A 25,143-nucleotide genomic window follows, 5' to 3' on the forward strand; every position below is an offset into this window, starting at 1 on the left:
TGGGTTTGCTTTGACAACCAGGATGTTGGCTTAGAAGCAGCCATCATTTAAAGAAAGCGTAACAGCTCACTGGTCAAGCGAACCTGCGCGGAAAATGTAACGGGGCTCAAGCCAGACGCCGAAGGTATGGGTGTGCGTAAGCACGCGGTAGCGGAGCGTTCCGTAAAGCCGATGAAGGTGAGGCGCGCCTTGCTGGAGGTATCGGAAGTGAGAATGCTGACATGAGTAGCGATAAAGAGGGTGAGAGACCCTCTCGCCGAAAGCCCAAGGGTTCCTGCGTAAAGCTAATCTGCGCAGGGTTAGTCGGCCCCTAAGGCGAGGCCGAAAGGCGTAGTCGATGGGAATCAGGTGAATATTCCTGAACCAGTTGGAAGTGACGGATCTGGTAAATTGTCAGGGCTTATTGGATTGCTCCTGGCAGTGAACAGGTCCCTGGAAATAACTCCAACGGAGACCGTACCCGAAACCGACACAGGTGGGCAGGTAGAGTATACCAAGGCGCTTGAGAGAACTGTGCTGAAGGAACTCGGCAAATTGCACGCGTAACTTCGGGATAAGCGTGACTCTCTTTTGGGCAACCAGATGAGAGTGGCACAAGCCAGGGGGTAGCGACTGTTTATCAAAAACACAGGGCTCTGCGAAGCCGCAAGGCGACGTATAGGGTCTGACGCCTGCCCGGTGCCTGAAGGTTAAAAGGAGGGGTGCAAGCTCTGAATTGAAGCCCAGGTAAACGGCGGCCGTAACTATAACGGTCCTAAGGTAGCGAAATTCCTTGTCGGGTAAGTTCCGACCTGCACGAATGGCGTAACGACTTCCCCACTGTCTCCAGCACAGGCTCAGCGAAATTGAATTCCCCGTGAAGATGCGGGGTTCCCGCGGTCAGACGGAAAGACCCTATGAACCTTTACTGCAGCTTCGCCTTGGCGTTAGCAACAACATGTGTAGGATAGGTGGGAGGCTATGAAACTCGGGCGCCAGTTCGAGTGGAGCCATCCTTGAAATACCACCCTTATTGTTGCTGACGTCTAACCGCGGCCCGTTATCCGGGTCCGGGACATGGCGTGGCGGGCAGTTTGACTGGGGCGGTCGCCTCCCAAAGTGTAACGGAGGCGCGCGATGGTGGGCTCAGACCGGTCGGAAATCGGTCGTCGAGTGCAATGGCATAAGCCCGCCTGACTGCGAGACTGACAAGTCGAGCAGAGACGAAAGTCGGCCATAGTGATCCGGTGGTCCTGCGTGGAAGGGCCATCGCTCAACGAATAAAAGGTACTCTAGGGATAACAGGCTGATTTTGCCCAAGAGTCCATATCGACGGCAAAGTTTGGCACCTCGATGTCGGCTCATCACATCCTGGGGCTGGAGCAGGTCCCAAGGGTTCGGCTGTTCGCCGATTAAAGTGGTACGTGAGCTGGGTTCAGAACGTCGTGAGACAGTTTGGTCCCTATCTGCCGTGGGTGTACGAGACTTGAGAGGATCTGTCCCTAGTACGAGAGGACCGGGATGGACACACCTCTGGTGGACCTGTCATGGCGCCAGCTGTGCAGCAGGGTAGCTAAGTGTGGAATAGATAACCGCTGAAAGCATCTAAGCGGGAAACTAACCTCAAAACAAGGTCTCGCTGAGAGCCGTGGAAGACCACCACGTTGATAGGCCGGGTGTGGAAGTGCGGCGACGCATGGAGCTTACCGGTACTAATAGCTCGATAGGCTTGATCGTTCTTCAGTCAAACCCATGCAACAGCATGGCTCTACTTCAGACACTGATGTCTTCTTCACAATCTCCGGTCCCGCAAGGGACTGGATGATATCCTTTTCGCTGACCTGGTGGCTTTGCCGGGGGTTCCCCACCCGATCCCATTCCGAACTCGGTCGTTAAGTCCCCCTGGGCCAATGGTACTTCGTCTCAAGGCGCGGGAGAGTAGGTCGCCGCCAGGTCCGCCAAAAGGATATCTCGATTAAGTCCGCAAACCCTGCACACAATCTCACAATAACACCCTGACGCGGGGTGGAGCAGCCCGGTAGCTCGTCAGGCTCATAACCTGAAGGTCACAGGTTCAAATCCTGTCCCCGCACCCAAGGGTTCCCAGGTTATGGGGCCGAAAATTCCACCCCGTCCGATTGAGGGCGGGTTTTTTTATATCCTTGCGTGCAATTTAGAGTGGCGCCGGCGCCACGCTCGCTGTGCGATCCGCGAATTTTTCTGGCCGATGCCGCCTTCCGGTCGATTTTCTCCGCTCAAAGCCCATAGCGCGTGGCGCGGTTTTGCGTCATGACTTCCGTTGGAAGGACGCGGGCCGACTATCAGCCCGTCGATTGAGGTGTTTGAGGATAATATGGCGAACGGTGTCGTTAAGTGGTTCAACCCGGCCAAGGGCTTTGGCTTCATTCAGCCCGAGGACGGCGGCCAGGACGTGTTCGTCCATATCGCCGCGGTTGAACGCTCGGGTCTGTCGGGCCTGAACGAAGGTGATCAAGTCGCATACGAACTGGAAGAGGACCGTCGCTCGGGCAAGACCTCGGCCGGTCAACTGCGCGTCACGGGCCACGGCCCGGCTCCGGCCGGTGGCGGCGCTGGCGGTCGTGGCGCTCCGCGCCCGGCGCGCGGCGGCTTCGACAGCGCTCCCCGCAACAACTTCTCGAGCGGCACCGGCGAAGCTGGCACCGGCGTCGTGAAGTGGTTCAACACGACCAAGGGCTTTGGCTTCATCCAGCCCGACAACGGCGGCGGCGATGTGTTCGTGCACATCTCGGCTGTCGAGCGCGCCGGTCTGCGTGGCCTGAACGAAGGCCAGCAAGTCGGTTACGAGCTTGAACAGGACCGCCGCTCGGGCAAGACCTCGGCCGGCAACCTGCGCATCCTCTAAGCGCGAATCGAAAAGGCCGCCTGGACGGGCGGCCTTTTCAGAGACTTTCGAGGGCCCCGCTCGACGTTGACGCGTCGATCGGGGCCCTTTGTCGTTTGGGGCTAGCCCCTAGCCCCTAGCCCCAAACCCCTAGCCGGTGACGCGTGCGCGCTCGGAGATCGCCTGGCTCACCGCCAGGGCGGTAAGATTGACGATGCCGCGCGCGGTGACGCTGGGGATCAGCACGTGCAGTGGCTTGGCCATGCCCAGCAGCAGTGGGCCAACCAGGAGAGACTCCGTCGCCGCGCTGAGCAGGGTCAGGCCGATATTGGCCGCGTCCAGCGTCGGCATGACCAGCAGGTTGGCCGAGCCCTTCAGGGGGCTGTCGGCCACCAAGCGGTCGCGCAGGTGCTGGCTGAGCGCCGCGTCGGCGTGCATTTCGCCATCGACCTCCAGCTCCGGCGCCTGCTCGCGCAGGATGGCCAGGGCCTCGCGCATCTTTCGCGCGGTCGGCGAATTGCTGGCCCCAAACGAGGAGTGCGAGAGCAGGGCGGCCTTGGGCGTCAGGCCAAAGCGGCGCACGGCCTCGGCGGCCAGCTGGGCGCACTCGGCGATCTGCTCGGCGGTCGGATCGACATTGACGTGGGTGTCGCAGAAGAACAGCGTGCCGTTGTCTAGGATCAGCGACGACATGGCGTAGACGCGGCTGACATCATCGCGTTTAGGGATGATCGGCAGGGCGTATTTCAGGTGCTGCCACCAATCGCCGCTGCCGCCCACGAGAGCAGCCTCGACATAGCCCGAGGCCAGCAGCATCGAGGCGGCCACGGTGCGGCGGCCCTGCACACGGCGTTCGGCGGCCGCAGGCGGCACGCCGCGACGCCCGACCAGCTTTTGGTAGTCGGCGACCAACGGACCGAACAGGTCCTTGTCGGCCTGGGGGTCGACGATCTCGACGGTCCCGCCGACGTCGAGGCGCAGGCCCAGATGCTGGATCTTGGCCTTGATGACCTCGCGACGGCCCACCAGCACCGGCAGGGCCAGGCCCTCGTCGACGACCGTCTGGACCGCGCGCAGCACACGTTCGTCCTCGGCCTCGGCATAGGCGACCTTGACGGGCGTCTTGCGGGCCCGCTCGAAGACCGGCCGCATCAGCTGGCCTGAGCGATAAACGAAGAGCTCCAGCTCCTGGCGATAGGCGTCGAAGTCGGCGATCGGCCGGGTGGCGACGCCGCTGTCCATGGCCGCCTTGGCCACGGCCGGCGCGATCTGCAGGATCAGGCGCGGGTCGAATGGCTTAGGGATGATGTATTGCGGCCCGAAGACCGGCGCGACGCCGCCATAGGCCGAAGCGACCACTTCGGAGGCCTCGGCGCGGGCCAGCTCGGCGATCGCCTCCACGGCGGCGACCTTCATCGCCTCGTTGATCTCGGACGCGCCGACGTCCAGGGCGCCCCGGAAGATGAAGGGGAAGCAGAGGACGTTGTTGACCTGGTTGGCGTAGTCGCTGCGGCCCGTCGCCATGATGGCGTCCGGACGGGCTGCGTAGACCAGCTCGGGCAGGATTTCCGGATCCGGATTGGCCATGGCCAGGATCAGCGGGTTTGGCGCCAGCAGCGGCAGCCACTCTTGCTTGAAAACACGCGGGGCCGAGAGGCCCAGGAAGATGTCGGCGCCCGGCAGCACTTCAGGCAGGGTGCGCGCGTCGGTCTGGCGCGCGTAGCGAGCCATGTTGTCGGGCATGTCCGGCTCGCGGCCGGCGTGCACCACGCCCTTGATGTCGGTCAGGGTGACGTTCTCGACCGGCAGGCCCATCGACACCAGGAGATCGACGCAGGCCAGGGCCGCGGCGCCGGCGCCCGAGGTCACCAGCTTGACGTCCTTCAGAGTCTTGCCCTGAACGAGCAGGGCGTTGCGGACGGCGGCGGCGCAGACGATGGCGGTGCCGTGCTGGTCGTCGTGGAAGACCGGGATGTTCATCCGCTCGCGCAGGGCGCGCTCGATGACGAAGCATTCCGGAGCCTTGATGTCTTCCAGGTTGATGCCGCCGAACGTCGGCTCCAGCGCCGCGACCACCTCGATGAAGCGGTCGGGATCCTTGGCGTCGACTTCGATATCGAAGACGTCGATGCCGGCGAACTTCTTGAAGAGGACCGCCTTGCCCTCCATCACGGGCTTGGAGGCCAGCGGGCCGATGTCGCCCAGGCCCAGCACGGCCGTGCCGTTGGAGATCACCGCCACCAGGTTGCCGCGCGCGGTGTAGTCGCGGGCGGTGTCGGGATTGTCGGCGATCGCCAGGCATGGGGCCGCGACGCCGGGCGAATAGGCGAGGGCGAGGTCGCGCTGGGTGGCCATCCGCTTGGTGGCTTCGATCGCCAGCTTTCCGGGCCGCGGGAGGCGGTGATAGTCCAACGCCGCCTTGCGGAAATCCTCGTCCATCGGTCTTCCTCTAGAAGCTCTGCGCGTGTTCGCGCGGCCCGTCTCAAGCGCGGGCCGTTCACCCGTCTAGCTACCGGGGATGGCCGGCTTTTCCAACCCTGTGCGACCGGGGAATGGTTTCATTTGTGATAGCGGTAACATTCAGCTGCTCGCGTGAGGGGCTCTCATAAGTAATAAATCTATTATATAATGCCCACGCTTCGGGCGCCGCGCGCTGTGTTCCTTGGCGGTTCGGCGATCGCGCTCTGCGGACGCGCCAGAGCGCTGGACACGACAGCGAGGGCGGTCGAGCATCGACCCGATCGGAGTGCGGACGAATGAGCGGACTGACGACACACATCCTGGACCAGGCGGCTGGCAAGCCGGCGGCCGGCGTCGCCGTGCGGGTCTCGCGCCGCGAGGGCGAGGCCTTGTCGCCCATCACCGAAGTCATTACCGACGCCGACGGCCGGGCGCGGCTGATCGTGGGCGAGGACCTCAAGGTCGGCGGCTATCGCCTGGCTTTCTCGATCGGAGAGCACTTCAAGGCTTCGGGCCTGCCGATCACCGATCCGCCGTTCCTGGACGTGGTGGTGATCGACTTTTCCGTCTCGAACACCGAGCAGCACTGGCATGTGCCGCTGCTGGTTTCCCCTTACGGCTATTCCACCTACCGGGGCAGCTGATGGGCCAGGTGATCCGTTTCCTGCTGGATGGCGCGGTGCAGGAGGTGCGTGGGGCCAATCCCACCACCACGCTGCTGGAGCACTTGCGCGGCACGCTGCGCCGCACCGGGACCAAGGAGGGCTGCGCCGAGGGCGACTGCGGCTCGTGCACCGTGCTGGTCGGCGAGGCGGAGGGCGAGACCGTGACCTGGCGGGCGGTGAATTCCTGCATCCAGTTCCTGCCGATGCTGCACGGCAAGGCGCTGATGACGGTGGAGAGTCTGGCGAAGGATGATGCGCTGCATCCGGTGCAGCAGGCCATGGTCGACAAGCACGGCTCGCAATGCGGCTTCTGCACGCCGGGCATCGTCATGTCGCTCTATGGTCGCGCGGTCGGAGCCAAGGGCGCGGACGCGCCGGTTGGCGAGGTGCTGGCCGGGAACCTGTGCCGCTGCACCGGCTACGGGCCGATCATTGAGGTCGCCAAGAGTGTGACGGCCGAGGCCACGCCGACGGTCGATCTGTCGGCCCTGCGCGACGAGACCATGCTGGAACTCAGCTTCCAGGACGAGATCCATGGCGTGACCCGGACCTGGCTGTCGCCGCGAACGGTCGATGAGCTGGCGGACGCCTACCTCAAGCATCCCGACGCGACGATCGTGGCCGGGGCGACTGATGTTGGCCTCTGGGTCACCAAGCAGCGCCGTCCGCTGCCGACCTTGATCAGCGTCTCCGAGGTCGCTGAGCTGAAGGCGATCGAAGAAACCTCCGACGCCCTGCGGATCGGCGCGGGCGTCCGCTATGTTGACGCTATCGAGGCGGTGGCTCGCCTCTATCCGGACCTTGGCGCGATGATGCGGCGGCTGGGTTCGACCCAGGTGCGCAACAGCGGCACGATCGGCGGCAACATCGCCAACGGCTCGCCGATCGGTGACATGCCGCCGGCGCTGATCGCGGCGGGCGCGACCCTGGTCCTGCGGCGCGGGGCCGAGCGGCGTGAACTGCCGCTGGAGGCCTTCTTCCTGGAGTATGGCAAGCAAGACCGACGGCCCGGGGAGTTCGTCGAGGCCGTGATCGTTCCGAAGCTGACCGAGGAGCGGATCTTTAAGGTCTTCAAGCTGTCCAAGCGCTTCGATCAGGATATCTCGGCCGTCTGCGGGGCGTTCTCGATCGTGGTCGAGAGCGACGTCGTGGCGGACGCGCGCGTTGCGTTCGGCGGCATGGCCGGGACGCCCAAGCGCGCTCCGGCCTGCGAGGCGGCCTTGATCAGGAAGCCTTGGAGTGAGGCCACGATCGAGACCGCGATGGCCGCGCTGGACAGCGACTACGCGCCGATGAGCGACATGCGCGCGTCGGCGACCTATCGCGCCCTGGCCGCGCGCAACATGCTGCGCAAGGTGTTCCTGGAGAGCGTCGCGCCGCATGTCGAAACCCGCGTCATGCCGGAGAGCGCCCATGGCTGACTCCGGCGTCGCCCCTCCGATCACCGCGCCCCGTGGCGTGAATGCGGCGCTGCCGCACGACAGCGCCGCGCGCCACGTGGCGGGCTCTGCGGTCTATATCGACGACCTGCCCGAGCCGCCGGGTCTGCTGCATGTGCACCTGGGCATGAGCGCGCGGGCCCACGCCCGGATCGTCAAGCTGGACCTGTCGGCCGTGCGCGCCTCGCCCGGCGTCGTGCTTGTGCTGAGCGCCCAGGATATTCCCGGCGAGAACGACGTCAGCCCGGTCATCCATGACGACCGGCTGTTCGCGGCCAGTGAAGCTTTAGGCGGAGAGGTCGTCCATGTCGGCCAGAGCTTGTTCGCTGTGGCCGCCACCTCGATCGCTGCTGCGCGCGCCGCCGCCGCCAAGGCCGTCGTCGCGTACGAGGACCTGCCGGCCGCCATCGACATCGCCGCCGCCCGGGTCATGGACTTTAAGATCGAGGCTAGCCAGCGCATGGCGAGGGGCGATGCGCGCGAGGCGTTGGACGCCTCGCCGGGCCGCCTGCAAGGCCGCTTTGCGATGGGCGGCCAGGATCACTTCTATCTGGAGGGCCAGGTCGCCCTGGCCACGCCGCGCGAGGGCGGCGATGTCCATGTCTGGTCCTCGACCCAACATCCCAGCGAGGTCCAGCACCTGATCGCTCGCGTGCTGGGTAAGCCCGACCATGCCGTCACCGTCGAGGTCCGGCGCATGGGCGGGGGCTTTGGCGGCAAGGAGACGCAAGCCTCGTTGTTCGCCGCCGCTGCCGCCTTGGTCGCGGTCAAGACCGGCCGCCCGGCCAAGTGCCGTCCCGACCGCGACGAGGACATGGTCATGACCGGAAAGCGGCATGACTTCGAAGTCGCCTACGATGTCGGCTTCGACGACGACGGACGGCTGACGGGTCTTTCGCTGGAGCTGGCCTCGCGCTGCGGGGCGACCACCGACCTGTCGCCGGCGATCAACGACCGGGCGATGTTCCACGTCGACAATACCTACTACCTGCCGGCCGTCGCGATCCTGTCGCACCGCTTCCGCACCCACACGGTTTCCAACACCGCCTTCCGGGGTTTTGGCGGGCCGCAGGGGATGCTGGCGATCGAGCGCATCATGGACGCCGTGGCGGCCGAGGTCGGCCTCGACCCGCTGGAGGTGCGCCGCCGCAACCTCTATGGCGGCGAGGGTCGCGACCTCACGCCCTACCACCAGGTCGTGGAGGACAATGTCGCGCCCCAACTGATCGACGAGCTGGCCGCGTCCTGCGACTACGACGCCCGTCGGCGCGAGATCGAGGCGTTCAATCAGGCGAGCCCCGTGCTCAAGAAGGGCATCGCCCTGACGCCGGTGAAGTTCGGCATCTCGTTCACGACCACCCACCTGAACCAGGCCGGGGCGCTGCTGCACCTCTATGCCGACGGCTCGATCATGCTGAACCACGGCGGGACCGAGATGGGGCAGGGGCTGAACACCAAGGTCGCCCAGATCGTCGCCCAGGCCTTCCAGGTCGATGTCTCGCGGGTGAAGATCACCTCGACCGTCACCGATAAGGTGCCCAATACTTCGGCCACGGCCGCCTCGTCGGGCGCGGACCTGAACGGCATGGCGGCGCTGAACGCGGCCGAGACGATCAAGGCGCGGCTGGTCGAGTTCGCCGCCGCCAAGTGGGGCGTCGCGCCGGACGCGGTCGCGTTCACGTCTGACGGCGTGCGGGTGGGCGGCCAGACCCTGGCGTTCGAGGCCTTCATCCGCCAGGCCTATCTGGCGCGGATCTCGCTGTCGGCCACCGGCTTCTACGCCACGCCCAAGATCCACTACGACCGCGCCACCCATACGGGCCGGCCGTTCTACTACTTCGCCTATGGCGCGGCCTGTAGCGAAGTACTGATCGACACCCTGACCGGCGAGATGAAGGTCACGCGCGCCGACATCCTGCACGACGTCGGCAAGTCGCTGAACCCGGCCATTGACCTTGGCCAGATCGAGGGCGGCTTCGTCCAGGGCATGGGCTGGCTGACCACCGAGGAGCTGGTCTACGACGGGGAGGGCCGCCTGCGCACCCACGCGCCCTCGACCTACAAGATCCCGACCTGCGGCGACCGGCCGGCGCATCTGGACGTGCGCCTGTGGAAGGCCGGCCGCAATGTCGAGGCGACCGTGCATCGCTCCAAGGCCGTCGGCGAGCCGCCGTTCATGCTGGCGATCTCGGTGCATTCGGCGATCAATCACGCGGTGGCCAGTGTGGGGGAGTATCGCGTGTTCCCGGAGCTGAACGCGCCGGCGACGCCCGAGGCGATCCTGATGGCGTGCGAGGATGTGCGGAGGCGGGCGCGCGATGTGTAGCGCCCCCTCCGTCCGCTTCGCGTCCACCTCCCCCGTTGCACGGGAGAGGATGATGTCTTCCTCACCCGCGACGCGGGGGAGGTGGCGCGGCGCGAATACGCGCCGTGACGGAGGGGGCGCATGAGCAGGAATTGGGCCCGAGCCGCGCTCGCCCGTCTCGACGCCCATGACGAGGCCGCGCTGGTCACCGTCCTCGCCACCGAGGGTTCGGCGCCGCGCGAGGCCGGGACCAAGATGGTGGTCTGGCGCGAGGGCCAGGCTGGCACGATCGGCGGCGGCAATCTGGAGTACCGCGTGGCCGACCAGGCGCGGCGGATGCTGGACGGCGGCCAGGCGCACTTCGCGATCCAGGACTATCCGCTGGGACCGCTGCTGGCCCAGTGCTGCGGCGGCCGGGTGCGCATGTTGCTCGAGCGCCTGAACGACAACAGTCGCGACTGGCTGACCGAGGCGGCTCGGCGCATGGACGCCGCCCAGCCGTTCGAGGTCCGCACGCGCTTTGATCCCGGCGCCTTGGGCAAGACCATAGCGCCGATCCTCGCCACCGACGGCGACGCGCCCGCCGTCACCCTCGGCGGCGCGCCGGCCAGCGCGCGCGGAGCCCGGCCCGAGTTGGGCGACGAGTTGGTCGAGCGCGCCGACGCTCCGCGTCCGCCGCTGCTGCTGTTCGGTGCCGGTCATGTGGGGCAGGCGATCGCCCGGGCCTTCCAGCCGCTGCCGTTCCGCCTCTCCTGGTACGACAGCCGGCCCGAGACGGCCGAGATCCCCGGCGTCACCGTGCTGGAGCCGGCCGAGATGGCCGCCAAGGCCATGGGCGCGGCGCCCGACGCCTATGGTCTCGTGCTCACCCACGACCACGCCCTGGACTACGCCCTGGTCTCGGCGGGCCTGGCGGGCGGGGGTTTTGGCTACTTCGGCGTCATCGGCTCCAAGACCAAGCGCGCGCGGTTCATGAGCCGACTGCGCGACGATGGTTTCTCGCAAGCCGTGCTGACGCGCCTGACCTGTCCGATCGGCCTGCCGGGCCTGAAGAGTAAGGCGCCGGAGGTGATCGCTGTGTCGGTGGCCGCCGACCTCCTGATGCGCCAGGAAGCCGCGCGCGTGCGCAACGACGAGAGTTCGAAGACGTGAAAGCCTATCGAGGGGCGATCCTCCACCTGCTGGACGACCCGACCAAGACCTCGCACGCGGAGGCGGTCGCCTTCCACGAAGACGGCCTGCTGCTGGTCGAGGACGGCCGCGTGGCCGCCTGCGGCGACTATGCCGAGCTTTCCGCGCGCCTGGGCGACACGCCGGTCGAGGACCTGACCGGCCATCTGATCACGCCGGGCTTTGTCGATACTCACATCCACTTTCCGCAGGTCGATGTGATCGCCGCCCACGGCGCGCAACTGCTGGACTGGCTGGAGCAGCACACCTTCCCGGCCGAGGCGGCCTTCGCTGATCCTGAGCACGCGGCCCAGACCGCGACCTTTTTCCTGGATGAGTTGCTGCGCAACGGCACGACCACGGCGCTGGTGTTCGGCTCGGTGCACAAGGTCTCGGTCGAGGCCCTGTTCGCCGAGGCTTATGAGCGCGACATGCGCCTGATCGCCGGCAAGTCGCTGATGGACCGCAACGCGCCCGAGGGCCTGACCGACACGGTCGAGAGTAGCCGCGCCGACATGGAGGCCCTGATCGCCGACTGGCACGGCAAGGGCCGGCTTGGCTATGCGGTCACCCCACGCTTCGCGATCAGTTGCAGCGACGAACAGCTGGCCATGGCCGGTGAGGTGCTGGCGGCCCATCCCGGCGTCTGGATGCAGACCCACCTGTCGGAAAACGCCCACGAGATCGAGGAGACGGCGCGGCTGTTCCCCGCCGCCAAGGACTATCTCGACGTCTATGACCGCTTTGGCCTGCTGCGAGAGCGCTCGGTCTTCGCCCACTGCGTCCATCTGCAAGGCGAGGCCTTCCAGCGGATGGCGGCGAAGGGCGGGGCGGTAGCGTTCTGTCCGACCTCGAACCTGTTCCTGGGCTCGGGTCTCTTCCCGCTGAAGGGCGCCTGCGCGCACGGTGTGAAGGTCGGCATGGGGACGGATGTTGGCGCCGGCACGACCTTCTCGATCCTCCACACCCTGGGCGAGGCCTACAAGGTCGGCCAACTGCGCAGCGACGCGCTGGACCCGTTCCATGCGCTGTACTTGGGCACGCTGGGTGGCGCGCGGGCGCTGGATCTGGACGACAAGATCGGCAACCTCGCGCAGGGCAAGGAGGCCGATTTTCTGGTGCTGGATATGGCGGCGACGCCGTTGATTGAGCGTCGGCTGAAGTCGGCGAAGACGCTGGCGGACAAGGTGTTCGCGCTGACGGTGCTGGGGGACGACCGGGCGGTCGCGCGGACCTATCTGGCGGGTGTGGAGCGGTGGCGGCGGGAGTGAAGATGCTCCCCCGTGATACGGGGGAGCTGTCGCGGAGCGACGGAGGGGGCAAGCTGGAAATCGGCCGCGTTGGCCCCCTCCGGCCCTCTGGGCCACCTCCCCCGCATCGCGGGGGAGGAACTAACAGTCTTACCCGTGCTTGGCCGTCATCGTCTCGGCGTACAGCTTCAACAGCCGCTCGCCCTCGACCGCCACGGTCACCGCCTGGATCGGCTGATCATCCCACGCCGACGGGCCAAACAGCTCGCCCTCGACCTTCTGGCAGGTCTGGCCCAGCGCGATGCCTTCGGTGACCACGCGCACAGAGCCGCGACGAACCTCGAACAGCGTCTGGTCGATCACGAAGGCCACGGCGGCGGCGTCGTGGACGCAGCAGCCGACGATGCCGTCGCGGCCGCCGTAGAAGGCCGCATAGGGCTTGGATATCGCGTTGAGGAAGCCGCCGGCGTCGCCGCCGCTGGCCGCCAGGGCCTCCATGTAGTCGGGCGACATCACGACCTGGGTCGTCACGTCCAGGCTGACGGCGGTCAGGGGCCAGGGGGCGGTGAAGACCTGATCGGCGGCCTCCGGATCGTTCCAGATGTTGGCCTCGGCGACGGGCGTGACATTGCCCGGCTTGCCGGCCACGCCGAACGCGCCGCCCATGATCACCACGGACTTGAGTAGGGTGGCGACCTCGGGATCGGCCTGCAGCGCCAAGGCCAGGTTGGTCAGCGGACCGACCGCGCACAGCACGACCTCGCCGGGATATTGGCGGGCCAGGTCGATGATCGCCTGGTGGGCCGGCTTGGCTTCGGGCTGTTCCGGCACGAGCCCTTCGAGCTCCACGTCGCCCAGACCGTTCTCCCCGTGGACAAAGGTCGGCGAGGGGTTGCGCGGGCGGACCAGCGGCTTGTCGGTCCCCTTGTAGATCGGCGCGGCCAGGCCAAAGCGGCGCTTCAGATAGAGGGCGTTGCGGGTAGTGGTGTCGATGTCGGCGTTGCCGAAGATGGTCGTCACCGCGATCAGGTCGAGGGCGGGGCTCGCCTCGATGAACAGCAGCGCCATCGCGTCGTCGATGCCGGGATCGGTGTCGAAGATGATCTTGGTCGGGGTCGTCATCTGGGAGCTCTAGCGCTTTTCGGTCGGGGAGGCGAGCCGTTGATCGGCGCTCTCCTGCATCAGGGAGACGTGGGCCGAGGCGACCTTCCAGCCGTCCTCGACGCGGATCCAGGTCTGGCTCTGCCGGCCGAGGCGGCCGGTGTCGTCGCGCTGGAACAGGACGTTGGCGATCGCGAAGTCCGCCCCGAAGGTGGTGATCTCGGTCCGCAGCCGTGTGCGGGGCGGCGAGCCGCCGGCGCGGCCGACGCGGAAGGCGGCGATCTCGTCGAAGCTCCACAGGTTCTCGGCCACGCCCAGGCGCACCGTGTGGGGCGAGTTCCAGAACGCGCCGTCCAAGGCGACCACGTTGTTGGTCATCAGCGCCGTCTCATAGGCGTCGACCAGGGTCGTCACCTCGGCCAGGACGGCGGGGTCGTTGATGATCATGCGAAGGCTTTCGGCGGATGGGCGGCGACGACGCCGGCGCGCTGCAGCCGAAGCGCTGCGGCGAAGGCTAGGTCCTCGCGCCAGGGCGGGGCAATGATCTGGACGCCGATCGGCAACTGGCCCGTACGGTTCACCGGCGCGGCCACGACCGGCAGGCCGATATAGCTGATCGGCTGGGTGAAGGCGCCGAGGTTCTTGCGGACGGAGACCGGAACCCCGTCCATCTCCATGGTCGCCTGGCCGATCGGCGGGGCGGGGCAGACCGAGGCCGGCGCCAGCAGCACGTCGTATCGCTGAAAGACCTCGGCGACCTGGTCGCGGAAGATCGTGCGATAGCGCCGCGCGGCCTCGGCCACGCCTTCAGGCAGTAGGGCGCCGGCTAGCAGGCGGTCGCGGACGGCCGGGTCGTAGTCCATGGCGCGAGCGGCTAGGTTGTCCTGGTGCAGTTCGCCGCCCTCGAAGGCGGTCAGGCAGAAGGCGGCGGCGCGGGCGGCCTGGGCGCCGTCCAGCGTCACCCCCGTATCGGCTGACAGCGCCTTGGCCACTTGATCCAAGGCCGAAAGCACCTCGGGGAACGCGCCTTGCCGGAACCAGCCGCCCAGGACGCCGACACGCAGGGGCTGCTCGGCCAGAGCGTCGAGACGGTTCGACAGCAGCTCGGCCTGGCGCACGCAGATTGCGTCCCCCTCGGGATCGGGACCTTGCAGCACGTCATAGGCCAGGGCCAGCTCCTCGACCGTCCGGGCGAAGGGGCCGACATGGTCCAGGCTCTCGACAAACGGGAAGACGCCCTGGCGCGACAGGCGACCGTAGGTGGGCTTCAGGCCAAACACCCCGCACAGGCTGGCCGGGATGCGGATCGAGCCGTTGGTGTCCGAACCCAGGGTCAGCGGGACCAGCCCAGCCGCCACGACCGCCGCCGATCCGCCCGACGAGCCGCCGGCGATCCGCGTCGGATCGTGGGGGTTGCGCACCGGGCCGTCGTGGGCGTTCTCGGTCACGAAGCCATAGGCGAACTCGTCCATGTTCAGCGCGCCCACCAGGATGGCGCCGGCGGCGGTCAGGCGCTGGACCAGGGTCGCGTCGCGCGAGGGGGGGCGGCCTCGCGGCGGATCTTGGAGCCGGCGAGGGTGGGCAGGCCGTCGATATCGAACAGGTTCTTCACAGCGAACGGAACGCCGGCCAGGGGACCAAGCGGCTGGCCGGCGGCGCGAGCCGCATCCACCGCGTCCGCCGCCGCCAGGGCGCGCTCGGCGGTCACGGTGGTGAAGGCGTTAATGCCGCCATCCCGCTGGGCGATCCGCGACAGAGCGGCTTCGGTGACGGCGCGAGCGGTGGTGCGTCCGGCCCGGACGTCCTCGACGATCTGGATAGCGCTGGCGAAGCTCACGGCTGGAACGGCTCCGACGCCTGGCCGGCGGCTTCACCCATGGCGTCGACGAACAGCCTCGTCTGGGCTTGGAGCAGGGCGACATTGTCGATGACGTTCGGGAGGACTTCGGGCGGTGGCGTCAGGCCGTGCTCGGCCGCCCGCGCCGCCGTCCAGGGCGCGAGCTCGGCCTCGGACAGGTTCAGAAAGGCTTGTGTCTCCGCGTCGAGCGCCATCCGGCCAAAGCTCCATAAGTAAGAAAAAACTTCATACAACGAGGGTCGGCGGACGCGCCAGTCCTGGCGGCGCGACGGTCCGCGATCGCCCAAGCCTGCGCCAGTTTCGCCCGCGCGTCGCCCGTCACAAAGGCAGGGCGGCGCCATCTTGCCCGTCCGAGCCTTCCAGACCTTGGGATATGCCGCCGGCCGGCTTCAGATGCGCATGTAATAGAAGGCTTACTTGATGGCGCATCACCGACTGGCCTCGGCCCCCGACACGATCCGCTTTGGCATGTTCGACGCGGCGTTCGATCCCGTGCTGACGGTGGCGTCCGGCGACAGCGTCACCTTCGAGTGCGTCTCGGGCGGTGTCGAGGTCATGCCGCCCGCCGGTTCGCCCTACGCCATTCCGCCCGCCTTGCAGGCGATCCACGACAGCAAGCCCGAGCGGATCGGCCCTCACATTCTCACGGGTCCCGTCGCCATCGCCGGCGCCGAGCCTGGCGACATGCTGGAGGTCCGGATCGAGGCGATCGAGCCGAACAACGACTGGGGCTACTGCGCCGTGCGACCGCTGGCGGGCACGCTCCCGGAGGACTTCCCCGAGCGCTATGTCAGCCACATCGCCGTCGACCGCGCGCGCGGCGTCTGCAAGCCCGAATGGGGGCCGGAGCTGCCGCTGGCGCCGTTCTTCGGGACCATGGGTGTCGCGCCGCCCGCGCGCTACGGCCGCCTTTCCAGCCGCGAGCCGCGCGAGCACGGCGGCAACATGGACAACAAGGAGCTGGTCGCCGGCTCGACCCTCTATCTGCCGGTCTGGGTTCCGGGCGCGAACTTCTCGGTCGGCGACGGCCACGGTCGCCAGGGCGACGGCGAGGTCTGCGTCAACGCGCTGGAGATGGGGCTGACAGGGACCTTCACCTTCGTCCTGCACAAGAAGGCCACTGGGGCCGCCGACGTCGGCGCCTTCGCCTGGCCGCGCGCCGAGACGCCGACGCACTACATCCTGATGGGCTTCAACGAGGACCTGGACCTGGCCATGAAGCAGGCCTTGCGCCAGACCATCGACTTCATCACCGCACGTTCGGCCCTGACCCGCGTCCAGGCCTATCAGTTCTGCTCGCTGGCCGTGGATTTCCGCGTGACTCAGACCGTCAATGGAGAGAAGGGCGTGCATGCGCTGCTGAAGAAGGGGCTGCTATTCTGAGGCGCAATGAACGCTGCCGCAACCTCTCGTAAGCGTTTACGTTGACCTGTGACGCGCGGAGTCGCGCCTTGGGAGGCCAACGTATGAGAACGATCCTGCCCGCTGTAGCCCTGCTTGCCTTGGCGGCCTGTTCACCGTCTTCCGACGACAAGAAGGCCGCCGAGCCGCCGCTAGTTTCCGCGCCGCCGGCGCCGACCGTTCTCAAGCCGCCCAAGGCGAATATCCCGGCCGGCGACTATGTGCTCGACAAGTCCCACGCCAGCCTCGTGTTCAAGGTCAGCCATCTGGGCTTCTCAAGCTATACAGCGGCGTTCGCGCGCTTCGACGCCAAGCTGCGGTTTGACCAGAACAATCCCGTCGCCAGCGCGGTTGAGGCGACGATTGATCCCAAGTCGCTGACGCTGCCGTCGCCGCCGCCCGGCTTCCTCGCCGACCTGATCGGGCCGCAGTGGCTGAACACCAGCGCCTATCCCTCGATCACCTTCCGCTCGACCAGGATCGAAGTCACCGGGCCAGACACCGGCAAGGTCACCGGCGACCTGACCCTGCACGGCGTCACCAAGCCCGTCACCTTGGACGTGACCTATAACGGCGGCTACCAGGGCCACCCGATGGACCCGAACGCCCGCGTCGGCTTCTCGGCCAAGGGCGTCTTCAAGCGCTCGGACTTCGGGATCGCCTTCGGCGTTCCCGCGCCAGGCACGACCATGGGTGTCGGCGACGAGGTCGAGGTGCAGATCGAGGCCGAATTCAGCGGCCCGCCCCTGGTCAATGCGCCGCCGGCGCCGACCGCTGGATAACTAGCGCGCGCCGCGCGTCAGATAGCCTTCGAGGAGGGCCAGGGCGTGATCCAGCCGCGCCTTGCGCCACTCGGGCGCGCTCATGTCGGTGTCCAGCGTCGCCGATAGCGAGTAGCCGTTGGCCAGGTGGAAACGGCTCATGGCCGCGATGGTGACGTAGATCTGCACTGGGTCGAGATCGGGCCCGAACACGCTCTGCTCCTGGCCGCTCTTGATCAGCCGCTCGATCGTGCGGCGCAGGGGGAAGGCGGTCTCGGTCACGACGCGCGACTGGGCGGCGAACTTGCCGTGCTGCAGGTTCTCGTTCCTTAGCAGGCCCTCGAAGCGCGGGTTCTTCTCAAAGTAGTCGAAGGTGAAGCGCTGCAGCTCGAGGAAGCCTTCCAGCGGCTTGTCGAAGTCGATCTTCAGCTCGGCTTCGCGGGCCCGCAGGTCCATGTAGGCGCTTTCGAGGACGGCCATGTACAGGCCCTTCTTGTCCCCGAAGTAGTGGTACAGCATCCGGATGTTGCACTTGGCGGCCTTGACGATCTTCTCGATCCGGGCCCCCGCGAAACCCGCCTGGGCGAACTCCTTCAGGGCCGCAGCGAGGATCGCCTTGCGCGTCCGCTCGGCGTTGCGCTTGCGCGGAGCGGTCTCGCTCTCGGCCTTCGGATTGGCGTCCAGAACGGCGGCGTCGGTCACGGGGTCTTGGCTCCCTGCTTGATCCAAGCGCCCAGCTGGGCCCGCTCCTCATCGGTCATGCCGGTCTCGTTGCCAAGGGGCATGCCGGTCGAGAGCACCGCGCGTTCGTTGATTTTCGCCGCATAGGTCTTGATGTGCTCAGGCGTGTCGAAGATCGCGCCTAAAGGCGGGGCGGAGAAGCTCTCATGGGTCGGGGTCGCGCTGTGGCACATGACGCAGTGCTTCTGGATGATTCCCTGGGCGGTCGCGAAAGGGACCTCGCCGCTGATTTCCACCTTGTCCTTGGGCTTCATCGAGGCGATCGCCGTCGCCGCGAAGATCAGCATCGCGCCGACGAACAGCAATTCGTGCCGAATCTTCCCGAAGTGGCGCTGGATGAAGAAATAGCGGATCGCGATCGCGCCGGCGCTGATCAGGGCCAGCAGCAGCCAGGCCTTCGGGTGTCCCGAGACGGCCGGGTAGTGATTGCTGATCATGATGAAGATGACCGGCAGGGTCATGTGGGTGTTGTGGACCGAGCGCTGCTTGCCCATCGCGCCCAGGCGCGGGTCGACGTCTCGGCCCGCCAGCATGTCGGCGACGATCTTGCGCTGGTTGGGGATGATGACCAGGAACACGTTCCCGACCATGCAGGTGCCGATGATCGCGCCCACGTGGATGAAGGCGCCGCGATCGGAGAACAGTTGGGTCAGCGCCCAGGTCGCGAAGGTCAGGATCGAAAACCATACCACGCCGAACAGCTTGCCGGACTTGCCTAGCGGCGAGCGACACAGGGCCTCATAGGTCGCAAGGCCACCGACGATGAAGGCCAGGCCCACGCCGATCGCCTGGGCTTGGCTGAAGGCGTGCTTGGCCGGGTCAATCAGATAGACGCCCGCTTGCCAGTAGTAGAGCACGATCAGCAGCGCAAAGCCCGACAGCCAGGTGGTGTAGGCCTCCCACTTGAACCAGTGCAGGTGCTCGGGCATGTGCGCCGGGGCGTTCAGGTATTTCTGCGAGTGATAGAAGCCGCCGCCGTGCACGGCCCACAGCTCGCCCTTCACGCCGTCCTTGGGCGGATTGGGATCGCGAAGATTGTTATCCAGCCAGACAAAGTAGAAGGACGCGCCGATCCAGGCCACGCCCGCGATCACGTGCAGCCAGCGCAGAGCCATGCCGGCCCAACCGGCGAAATCGTAGTCCATCAGGTCGTCACCGAGTCGAGCAGTCGAAGCTTGGAGATCAGGCCGATCTGTTGAATGGCCTCGACGATCTCGGTGGCTTCGTCGTTGGAAAGCCGCGCGTGCATGGCCGCCAGGATCGAGGCCTTGTCGTTCAGGCGCACGCAGATGATGAACGGGAAGCCGAAGCGCTCCCGATAGGCGGCGTTCAAGTCATGGAAGCGTGCGAACTCCTCGGGCGTCAGCCGGTCGAGACCCGCGCTGGCCTGCTCGGCGTTGCTCTCGGCGGTCAGTTGCTTGGCGATCGCGGCCTTGCTGGCGAGTTCGGGGTGGGCGCGGATCAGGGCGAGCTTGTCGGCGGTGGTCGAAGCGTCGAGCACGGCCATCATCGCCGTGTGCATCGCTTCGACGCTGGCGAAGGGGCGTTCGTCCCAGGCGCGCTCGACGACCCAGGGCGAGAGCTCGAAGGCGAACCCCAGGGCGGTGGTGAAGCCGGTCTGGTTCATGCTGTTGAGCAGCTTCAGCGACAGGGGAGGGGCCGAACTCACGCGTTCACCTCCATAAACCCCGTCATCCCGCGCTTTGTGCGCGGGACCCATCTGTCCGACGCAGGTGGGGAGATGATTTCGCTCTCACGCGAAAGCTGAACCATGGGTCCCGCAAACAAGTCGCGGGATGACGGAGAATAGCTGGAAGCGTTCATTTGGCGCTCCCTTGATACGGATGCTCGGTGATCCAGTGCCGCGCGATGTCGATGCGTCGCGCCACCCAGACGCGGTCGTGGTTGGTCACATGCTCCAGGAACCGCCGCAGGGCGCCGATGCGGCCGGGCTTGCCGACGACGCGGCAGTGCAGGCCCACGCTCATCATCTTCGGCGCGGTCTCGCCCTCTAGATACAGCGCGTCAAAGGCGTCGCGCAGGTAGGTGAAGAACTGCTCGCCGGTGTTGAAGCCTTGGGCGGCCGTGAAGCGCATGTCGTTGGCTTCCAGCGTGTAGGGCACGATCAGCTGGGCCCGGCCGTGCTGGTCGTCCCAGTAGGGCAGGTCGTCGGCGTAGCTGTCGGCGTCGTAGACAAAGCCGCCTTCCTGGGCGACCAGGCGGGCGGTGCTCGGGCTGGTGCGGCCCTGGTACCAGCCCAGGGGGCGCTCGCCGGTCAGGCGCTTCTGAATCTCGATGGCCTGCTGGATGTGCTCCAGCTCCTGGTCGGGTGTGAAGTGCTGGTAGTCGATCCAGCGATAGCCGTGGCTGGCGATCTCCCAGCCCGATTTCATCATAGCCTCGACGGCGTCCGGATGGCGTTCCATGGCCTGCGCGACGCCGAACACGGTCAGCGGCAGGCCGAATTCCTCGAACAGGCGACGGATGCGCCAGAAGCCGGCGCGCGAGCCGTATTCGTAGAGGCTCTCCATCGACATGTGCCGCATGCCCTGGATGGGCTGGGCGCCAACCATCTCCGACAGGAAGAACTCGGAGACCGGATCGCCGTGCAGGATCGAGCGCTCGGCGCCTTCCTCGTAGTTGAGCACGAACTGCACGGCGACGCGCGCGCCGCTGGGCCAGCGCGGATGCGGCGGGTGCTCGCCGTAACCGATGAGGTCGCGGGGGTAGGACTGGGTCATGCCTTCTGCCCCCTCTGGGGGCGGACGACCGCGCGCAGCGCGGTCAGGTGGGGGCGCGTAGGGGGATTTCGCTCTGACTTGCCCCCTCCGCGCTTCGCGCTCCTCCCCCGGAGGGGGAAGAAGACGGTGATCGCCAACCCGCTCATCCGTACACCTTCGCCGCCGCGTCGACGCCCGCGCCGGCTGGGGCGCTGAAGCCCTCCCAGCGCAGCACCGCCTCGAAGGCCGCCAGGGTCTGCAGCACCGCGTGCTTGCGGGCGTTCACGCCCATGGTCCCGATCCGCCAGATCTTGCCGGTCAAGGGACCGAAGGCCGAACCGATCTCGATCTCGAAGTCGGTGCGCATCCGCGCCTTGACCCGGTCGTAGTCGACGCCGTCTGGGACCCAGATTCCGGTGACGTTGGTCATCTTGTGGGCCCTGTCGCCGTAGATCGACAGGCCCATCGCTTCCAAGCCCGCGGTCATCGCGCCGCCAGCCTTGGCATGGCGCTCGAAGCGCGCCGGCAGCCCTTCCTCCAGCACCAGCCTGGCGCATTCGCGGGCCGCGAACAGCATCGGGGCGCATTCGGTGTGGTGGTTCAGGCGTTTCTCGGACCAGTAGTCCATGATCATCGCCAGGTCGAAGTAGTTCGAGGCGATGCGGCGGCCATTCCCGGCCACGCCGCCGGTTCCGACAAGACCCTTCTCGACATGACGGCGCGAGAAGATGTGCTCGGCGGCCTGGTCGCTGATCGTGATCGGAGCCGAGCCCGAGGGGCCGCCCAGGCACTTTTGCAGGCCGGCGGTGACGATGTCGGCGCCCCAGGCGTCGACCGGGACGTCCATGCCCGACAGGGTGGCGGTGGCGTCGACATACATCAGCGCCCCATGCGCGCGGCAGATCGCGCCGATCTCGGCGAGCGGCTGGGCCATGGTGGTCGAGGTGTCGCCGTGCACGCAGGCCACCAGGCGCGGCTTCACCCGCTTGACGGCGTCCTCGACCGCCTGCGGATCGACCACGGTTCCCCAGGGGGCCTCGACGAAGGTGACCTTGGCGTCGCAGCGCTCGGCGATCTCGGCCAGCAGCAGGCCAAAGCGTCCGGCATTGACCACCACGACGTCGTCGCCTGGCTGAAGGGTTGAGACCAATGCGGCCTCAATGCCGGCGCGCGAGGTGCCGTCGATTGTGAAGGTCCAGCGGTTCTTCGTCTGGAAGACGCCACGATACAGCGCCATGACCTCGTTCATGTAGCCGGTGAACTCGGGGTCGAACTGGCCCAAGAGCTGCACCGACATGGCCCGCAGCACGCGCGGGTGCACGTTGATCGGGCCTGGCCCCATCAGCAGGCGGGCGGGGTGGTCGAGTTCTTGAAAAGTGTCGGTCATGATCTCAGGCGCCTGTCATCCCGGACGTCCCGAAGGGGCGATCCGGGACCGCCGGATGCGCCGGCGATTGTTGAGGTCCCGGCTCTTCGCTGCGCTGCGGCCGGGATGACAAGGAAAGGGAAAGTTTCTCCACGAACCCCAACATGGCGCGGGCCGCCAAGGCGCAGTCGGCCTCGGTGACGGCCTCGGCCGGGTTGTGGCTGATCCCGCCTTCGCAGCGGATGAACAGCATGGCGGTGGGGCAAAGCGCGGCCATCACCATGGCGTCGTGACCCGCGCCTGAGGGCAGGCGGCGGGCGGGCAGGCCAAGATCGGCCAGAGCTTGTTCCAAAAGGTCCGTAAGGCCGGGATCGCAGGGGCTTTCGGCCAGCGCCTGCGCCATGCGGATTTCGGCGGTGAGGTCGCGCGCGGCGGCGATGGCGTGAATCTCGACGCAGATGGCGTCGACGGCCGCGTCGCGCGTCGCCGAGGTTTCGGCCCGGATGTCCATCGAGAACTCGACCGCGCCCGGAATGACGTTGAAAGCGCCGGGCAGGGCGGTGATCCGGCCGACCGTGCCGACCAGCCCGCCGGTCCCCGCGCGGCAGATCCGCTCCAGCGCCAGCACGCACTCGGCGGCGGCGGGGCCCGGGTCCTTGCGCAGACCCATGGGCGTCGTCCCCGCGTGGCCGGCGGTCCCGATGATCTTGACCATGATCCGCTTCTGGGCGGCGATGGCGGTGACGACGCCCAGGGCCAGGCCCTCGGCCTCCAGCACGGGGCCTTGCTCGATATGGGCTTCGAGGAAGGCCAGGACGTCCTTGGGACTGCGGGCGGCGCCCGCGATCCCGACGGGATCGCCGCCGAACGCCGCCAGGGCCTGCGCCACCGAAACGCCGTCGGCGTCGCGCATCTCCAGGGCGCTGGCGTCCAGCGTGCCGGCGATCGCGCGGCTGCAGCTCATCGAGGCGGGAAAGCGCGAGCCTTCCTCGTCGCCGAACGCGACGACCTCGACAGCGAAGGGCAGGCGACGGCCCGCGCGATGCAGCGCCTCGACCAGGTCGATCCCCAGCATGATCCCGAGCGGTCCGTCATAGCGTCCGCCGTTGCGCACGCTGTCGATGTGCGAGCCAATGATCAGCGCCTTGGCGCCCGGCGCCTCGCCCTCATAGCGGCCGATCAGGTTGGCGGCGGCGTCGCGGCGGACGCTCATGCCAGCCTCGGTCATCCAGCCTTCCAGCACCGATAGGGCGGCGGCGTGGGCCGGCGTGAGGAACCGGCGCGTCAGCTGACCGTCGATCTCGCTGCACGGCGGCAGCCCTAGCACGTCGCAGCGCGCCTTGGCTCGCGTCCCGATGTCGAAACCGTCCGTCACATCCGCTCCACGCTCTGGGTCGTCTCACCCTAGCAGGCTGAGCGACCCTGTCCCCTCTCGCGCGCCGTCCAGATCGAGAACCGACCCAGGCGCCCGCGCAAGCGCCACGCCGCTGGGCGGGCGCCTGCTCATAAGTCATAATTCACTTACTTGAGAAAGGGGAGGCCGTGGTTCAGCGTGAGGCGATCCACCGCGCCGCCGCGAAGCCCGCGCTGGCCGAGACGGTGGTGATGAAAGTACCCCAGGCCATGTCGACCACCGTGATGGTCGTCGACCAGGTCTTTAGCGTCGCCTGGTTGGTCAGGTCGTAGGTGGCGTAGGCGACGAGTCCGAACACCGCCGCGTGGACTAGCAGCCGCCGCCAGCCGCCTTCGCGCAGGGCCGGCAGCACGGCCAGCACGACGATGCCCGCCACGTAGAGTAGGTAGAAGATCACCGCCGGCGGCATGGACGGCTTCTCGGCCAGCAGTTCTCCGATGCGCGGCTGATACAGGCGGGGGCTCATCTGGGTCAGCCAGATGATGTCCAGAACCAGCATGGCCAGGGCGGTTCCGAGGTAGGCGGCGGCGACCTGGATCATTGTCCCGTTTCCTTTGCGACCGGACGCATCCGGTAGTGGCTGACGCCCCATTCCTCGCCGCCGCGATGGCCGAACAGGCCGGCTGTGGCGAGGAAGAACAGCCGCCACCGCCGCCGCCAGACGGTGGCGTGAGAGCCGTAGACCGAGGTCAGGACCGGGTCGATTGTCTCGCGGCGGGCGTCGAAGTTCTCCAGCCACTGGCGCGCCGTGCGGGCGTAGTGCTCGCCGCTCCAGCGCCAGTCGGTCTCGACCGTGAACAGGTCCGGGAACTGGCGGGGCAGGTCGTGGCTGGGCATCACCCCGCCGCTGAAGAAGTACTGGGCGATCCAGTCGGCGGGATCGTCGACCTCGAAGCGGTAGGGCGTGTTCTTGTGCGTGAACACATGCAGGAACAGCAGGCCGTCGGGCTTGAGCCAGTCGCGCACCCGGGTCAGCAGGGCGCGCCAGTTTGACATGTGCTCGAACATCTCGACCGAGACCACGCGGTCGAAGCGCTGTTCGGTCTGGAAATCGTTCATGTCGGCGGTGACGACCGTCAGGTTGTCCAGACCCCGCGCCGCCGCCCGCGCCTCGATGAAGGCGCGCTGCGGGGCCGAGTTCGAGACCGAGGTGATCTGGGCCTTGGGATAACGCGCGGCCATCCACAACGACAGCGAGCCCCAACCACAGCCCAGCTCCAGGATGGCCTGGCCATCGCGCAGGTCGGCGTGTTCGGCGGTCTCGCGCAGGGCGGCGGCCTCGCCCTCGGCCAGGGTGGTCGCGCCGGGGGGATAGAGGCCGCTGGAATATTTCAGGTTCGGGCCCAGCACCGCCTCGAAGAAGGGGGCAGGCAGTTCGTAGTGCTGGGCATTGGCCGCGTCGGTATGGGTCGCGATCGGCCGCGCCTCCATCTCGCGCGCGAAGGCGGCCGAGGCGCCGGGCGGGGCCTTGCCCAGGCGGCGGCGAGCGTCGCCCACGAGAAAGTCGATCGCCGCGCGAGAGACCGCGTCCGGCATGGGCGCGTCCTCGAACGCGTGGATCGCCGCCTTCATCAAGCTCATGGGCCGTTCTCCCTCGCTAGCCTTCACAGCTACGGAGAAAGAACGCCAGCGGATGGGTCGTGGCGATGA

The 25,143-nt window shown here is 67.1% G+C and carries 19 protein-coding genes, 1 tRNA gene, 2 rRNA genes and 3 pseudogenes; 12 read left to right on the plus strand and 13 right to left on the minus strand.

The genetic code is table 11. The annotated features are described in order from the left end of the window. From CSW59_RS03280 to CSW59_RS21145, 5 genes and pseudogenes are all read left to right on the plus strand, one after another. A 23S ribosomal RNA gene (locus CSW59_RS03280) occupies window positions 1-1,716 on the plus strand; the annotation flags it as partial. A gap of 103 nt (window positions 1,717-1,819) precedes the next feature. After that, window positions 1,820-1,934 (plus strand): 5S ribosomal RNA (gene rrf, locus CSW59_RS03285). Window positions 1,935-1,998: 64 nt separating this feature from the next. Beyond that, window positions 1,999-2,075 (plus strand) — tRNA-Met (locus tag CSW59_RS03290). Between the two features lie 257 nt (window positions 2,076-2,332). Next, window positions 2,333-2,536 (plus strand): annotated as a pseudogene (locus tag CSW59_RS21140) (cold-shock protein); the annotation flags it as partial. A 132-nt stretch (window positions 2,537-2,668) separates the two neighbouring features. Next, complete coding sequence (locus CSW59_RS21145) at window positions 2,669-2,863, plus strand: cold-shock protein (protein WP_035017693.1); 195 nt, start codon at window positions 2,669-2,671, stop codon at window positions 2,861-2,863. Between the two features lie 129 nt (window positions 2,864-2,992). Here the strand turns inward: CSW59_RS21145 and CSW59_RS03300 are convergent, their stop codons facing one another. After that, entirely contained in the window at window positions 2,993-5,281 is a 2,289-nt protein-coding gene (locus CSW59_RS03300; protein WP_099442692.1) for an NADP-dependent malic enzyme, read from the minus strand. 317 nt (window positions 5,282-5,598) lie between these two features. Between CSW59_RS03300 and uraH the strand changes: the two genes are divergently transcribed. The 5 genes from uraH to guaD all read left to right on the plus strand — a co-directional run bounded on the left by uraH (window position 5,599) and on the right by guaD (window position 12,152). After that, on the plus strand, window positions 5,599-5,946 hold the full coding sequence (gene uraH, locus CSW59_RS03305) for a hydroxyisourate hydrolase (RefSeq protein WP_099442693.1): 348 nt from the start codon (window positions 5,599-5,601) through the stop codon (window positions 5,944-5,946). Beyond that, window positions 5,946-7,388 (plus strand): xanthine dehydrogenase small subunit, encoded by a 1,443-nt coding sequence (gene xdhA / locus CSW59_RS03310; protein WP_099442694.1) that lies wholly within the window; start codon window positions 5,946-5,948, stop codon window positions 7,386-7,388. Before uraH ends, xdhA begins: the two co-directional genes overlap by 1 nt. After that, on the plus strand, window positions 7,381-9,732 hold the full coding sequence (xdhB, locus tag CSW59_RS03315; protein ID WP_099442695.1) for a xanthine dehydrogenase molybdopterin binding subunit: 2,352 nt from the start codon (window positions 7,381-7,383) through the stop codon (window positions 9,730-9,732). Before xdhA ends, xdhB begins: the two co-directional genes overlap by 8 nt. A 120-nt stretch (window positions 9,733-9,852) precedes the next feature. Further along, window positions 9,853-10,863 (plus strand): xanthine dehydrogenase accessory protein XdhC, encoded by a 1,011-nt coding sequence (gene xdhC / locus CSW59_RS03320; RefSeq protein ID WP_099442696.1) that lies wholly within the window; start codon window positions 9,853-9,855, stop codon window positions 10,861-10,863. After that, window positions 10,860-12,152, plus strand: coding sequence for a guanine deaminase (gene guaD / locus CSW59_RS03325; protein ID WP_099442697.1), 1,293 nt, complete (start codon window positions 10,860-10,862; stop codon window positions 12,150-12,152). Before xdhC ends, guaD begins: the two co-directional genes overlap by 4 nt. A 129-nt stretch (window positions 12,153-12,281) precedes the next feature. Here guaD and CSW59_RS03335 read toward each other — a convergent pair whose 3' ends face one another. The 4 genes and pseudogenes from CSW59_RS03335 to CSW59_RS03350 all read right to left on the minus strand — a co-directional run bounded on the left by CSW59_RS03335 (window position 12,282) and on the right by CSW59_RS03350 (window position 15,284). After that, window positions 12,282-13,253: a nucleoside hydrolase gene (locus CSW59_RS03335; RefSeq protein WP_099442698.1), complete on the minus strand. Its 972-nt coding sequence runs from the start codon at window positions 13,251-13,253 to the stop codon at window positions 12,282-12,284. 9 nt (window positions 13,254-13,262) lie between these two features. After that, window positions 13,263-13,679 carry an oxalurate catabolism protein HpxZ gene (gene hpxZ, locus CSW59_RS03340; protein WP_099442699.1) on the minus strand — a complete coding sequence of 139 codons (417 nt, stop codon included), beginning with the start codon at window positions 13,677-13,679 and terminating at the stop codon, window positions 13,263-13,265. Beyond that, window positions 13,676-15,069, minus strand: a pseudogene (locus tag CSW59_RS03345) (AtzE family amidohydrolase). Before CSW59_RS03345 ends, hpxZ begins: the two are co-directional and overlap by 4 nt. Further along, window positions 15,066-15,284 (minus strand): hypothetical protein, encoded by a 219-nt coding sequence (locus CSW59_RS03350; RefSeq protein WP_099442700.1) that lies wholly within the window; start codon window positions 15,282-15,284, stop codon window positions 15,066-15,068. Before CSW59_RS03350 ends, CSW59_RS03345 begins: the two are co-directional and overlap by 4 nt. Window positions 15,285-15,507: 223 nt before the next feature. Between CSW59_RS03350 and CSW59_RS03355 the strand changes: the two genes are divergently transcribed. Together CSW59_RS03355 and CSW59_RS03360 are read left to right on the plus strand one after the other, a co-directional pair. Then, entirely contained in the window at window positions 15,508-16,473 is a 966-nt protein-coding gene (locus CSW59_RS03355; RefSeq protein ID WP_201722705.1) for an acetamidase/formamidase family protein, read from the plus strand. Window positions 16,474-16,556: 83 nt separating this feature from the next. Next, on the plus strand, window positions 16,557-17,273 hold the full coding sequence (locus CSW59_RS03360) for a YceI family protein (RefSeq protein WP_099442701.1): 717 nt from the start codon (window positions 16,557-16,559) through the stop codon (window positions 17,271-17,273). Here the strand turns inward: CSW59_RS03360 and CSW59_RS03365 are convergent, their stop codons facing one another. From CSW59_RS03365 to CSW59_RS03400, 8 genes and pseudogenes are all read right to left on the minus strand, one after another. Beyond that, window positions 17,274-17,954: a TetR family transcriptional regulator gene (locus CSW59_RS03365; protein ID WP_099442702.1), complete on the minus strand. Its 681-nt coding sequence runs from the start codon at window positions 17,952-17,954 to the stop codon at window positions 17,274-17,276. It lies immediately after the preceding gene. Next, complete coding sequence (locus CSW59_RS03370; RefSeq protein WP_099442703.1) at window positions 17,951-19,138, minus strand: urate hydroxylase PuuD; 1,188 nt, start codon at window positions 19,136-19,138, stop codon at window positions 17,951-17,953. The genes CSW59_RS03365 and CSW59_RS03370 overlap by 4 nt, the downstream gene beginning before the upstream one ends. Then, window positions 19,138-19,662, minus strand: coding sequence for a 2-oxo-4-hydroxy-4-carboxy-5-ureidoimidazoline decarboxylase (gene uraD, locus CSW59_RS03375; RefSeq protein ID WP_201722706.1), 525 nt, complete (start codon window positions 19,660-19,662; stop codon window positions 19,138-19,140). The genes CSW59_RS03370 and uraD overlap by 1 nt, the downstream gene beginning before the upstream one ends. A 151-nt stretch (window positions 19,663-19,813) precedes the next feature. Further along, window positions 19,814-20,734 (minus strand): allantoinase PuuE, encoded by a 921-nt coding sequence (gene puuE, locus CSW59_RS03380; protein ID WP_099442705.1) that lies wholly within the window; start codon window positions 20,732-20,734, stop codon window positions 19,814-19,816. 142 nt (window positions 20,735-20,876) lie between these two features. Further along, a complete protein-coding gene (locus CSW59_RS03385) occupies window positions 20,877-22,100 on the minus strand; it encodes an alanine--glyoxylate aminotransferase family protein (RefSeq protein WP_201722707.1) in 1,224 nt (407 codons plus the stop codon). A gap of 91 nt (window positions 22,101-22,191) precedes the next feature. Further along, a pseudogene (locus tag CSW59_RS03390) lies at window positions 22,192-23,454 on the minus strand (allantoate amidohydrolase); the annotation flags it as partial. 172 nt (window positions 23,455-23,626) lie between these two features. Then, window positions 23,627-24,034, minus strand: a complete 408-nt coding sequence (locus CSW59_RS03395) for a DUF2177 family protein (protein WP_099442707.1) — start codon at window positions 24,032-24,034, stop codon at window positions 23,627-23,629. After that, window positions 24,031-25,074, minus strand: a complete 1,044-nt coding sequence (locus tag CSW59_RS03400) for a cyclopropane-fatty-acyl-phospholipid synthase family protein (RefSeq protein ID WP_099442708.1) — start codon at window positions 25,072-25,074, stop codon at window positions 24,031-24,033. Before CSW59_RS03400 ends, CSW59_RS03395 begins: the two co-directional genes overlap by 4 nt. Between the last annotated feature and the right edge of the window lie 69 nt (window positions 25,075-25,143).

The organism is Caulobacter sp. BP25 (assembly GCF_002737755.1).
Taxonomy (GTDB): domain Bacteria; phylum Pseudomonadota; class Alphaproteobacteria; order Caulobacterales; family Caulobacteraceae; genus Caulobacter.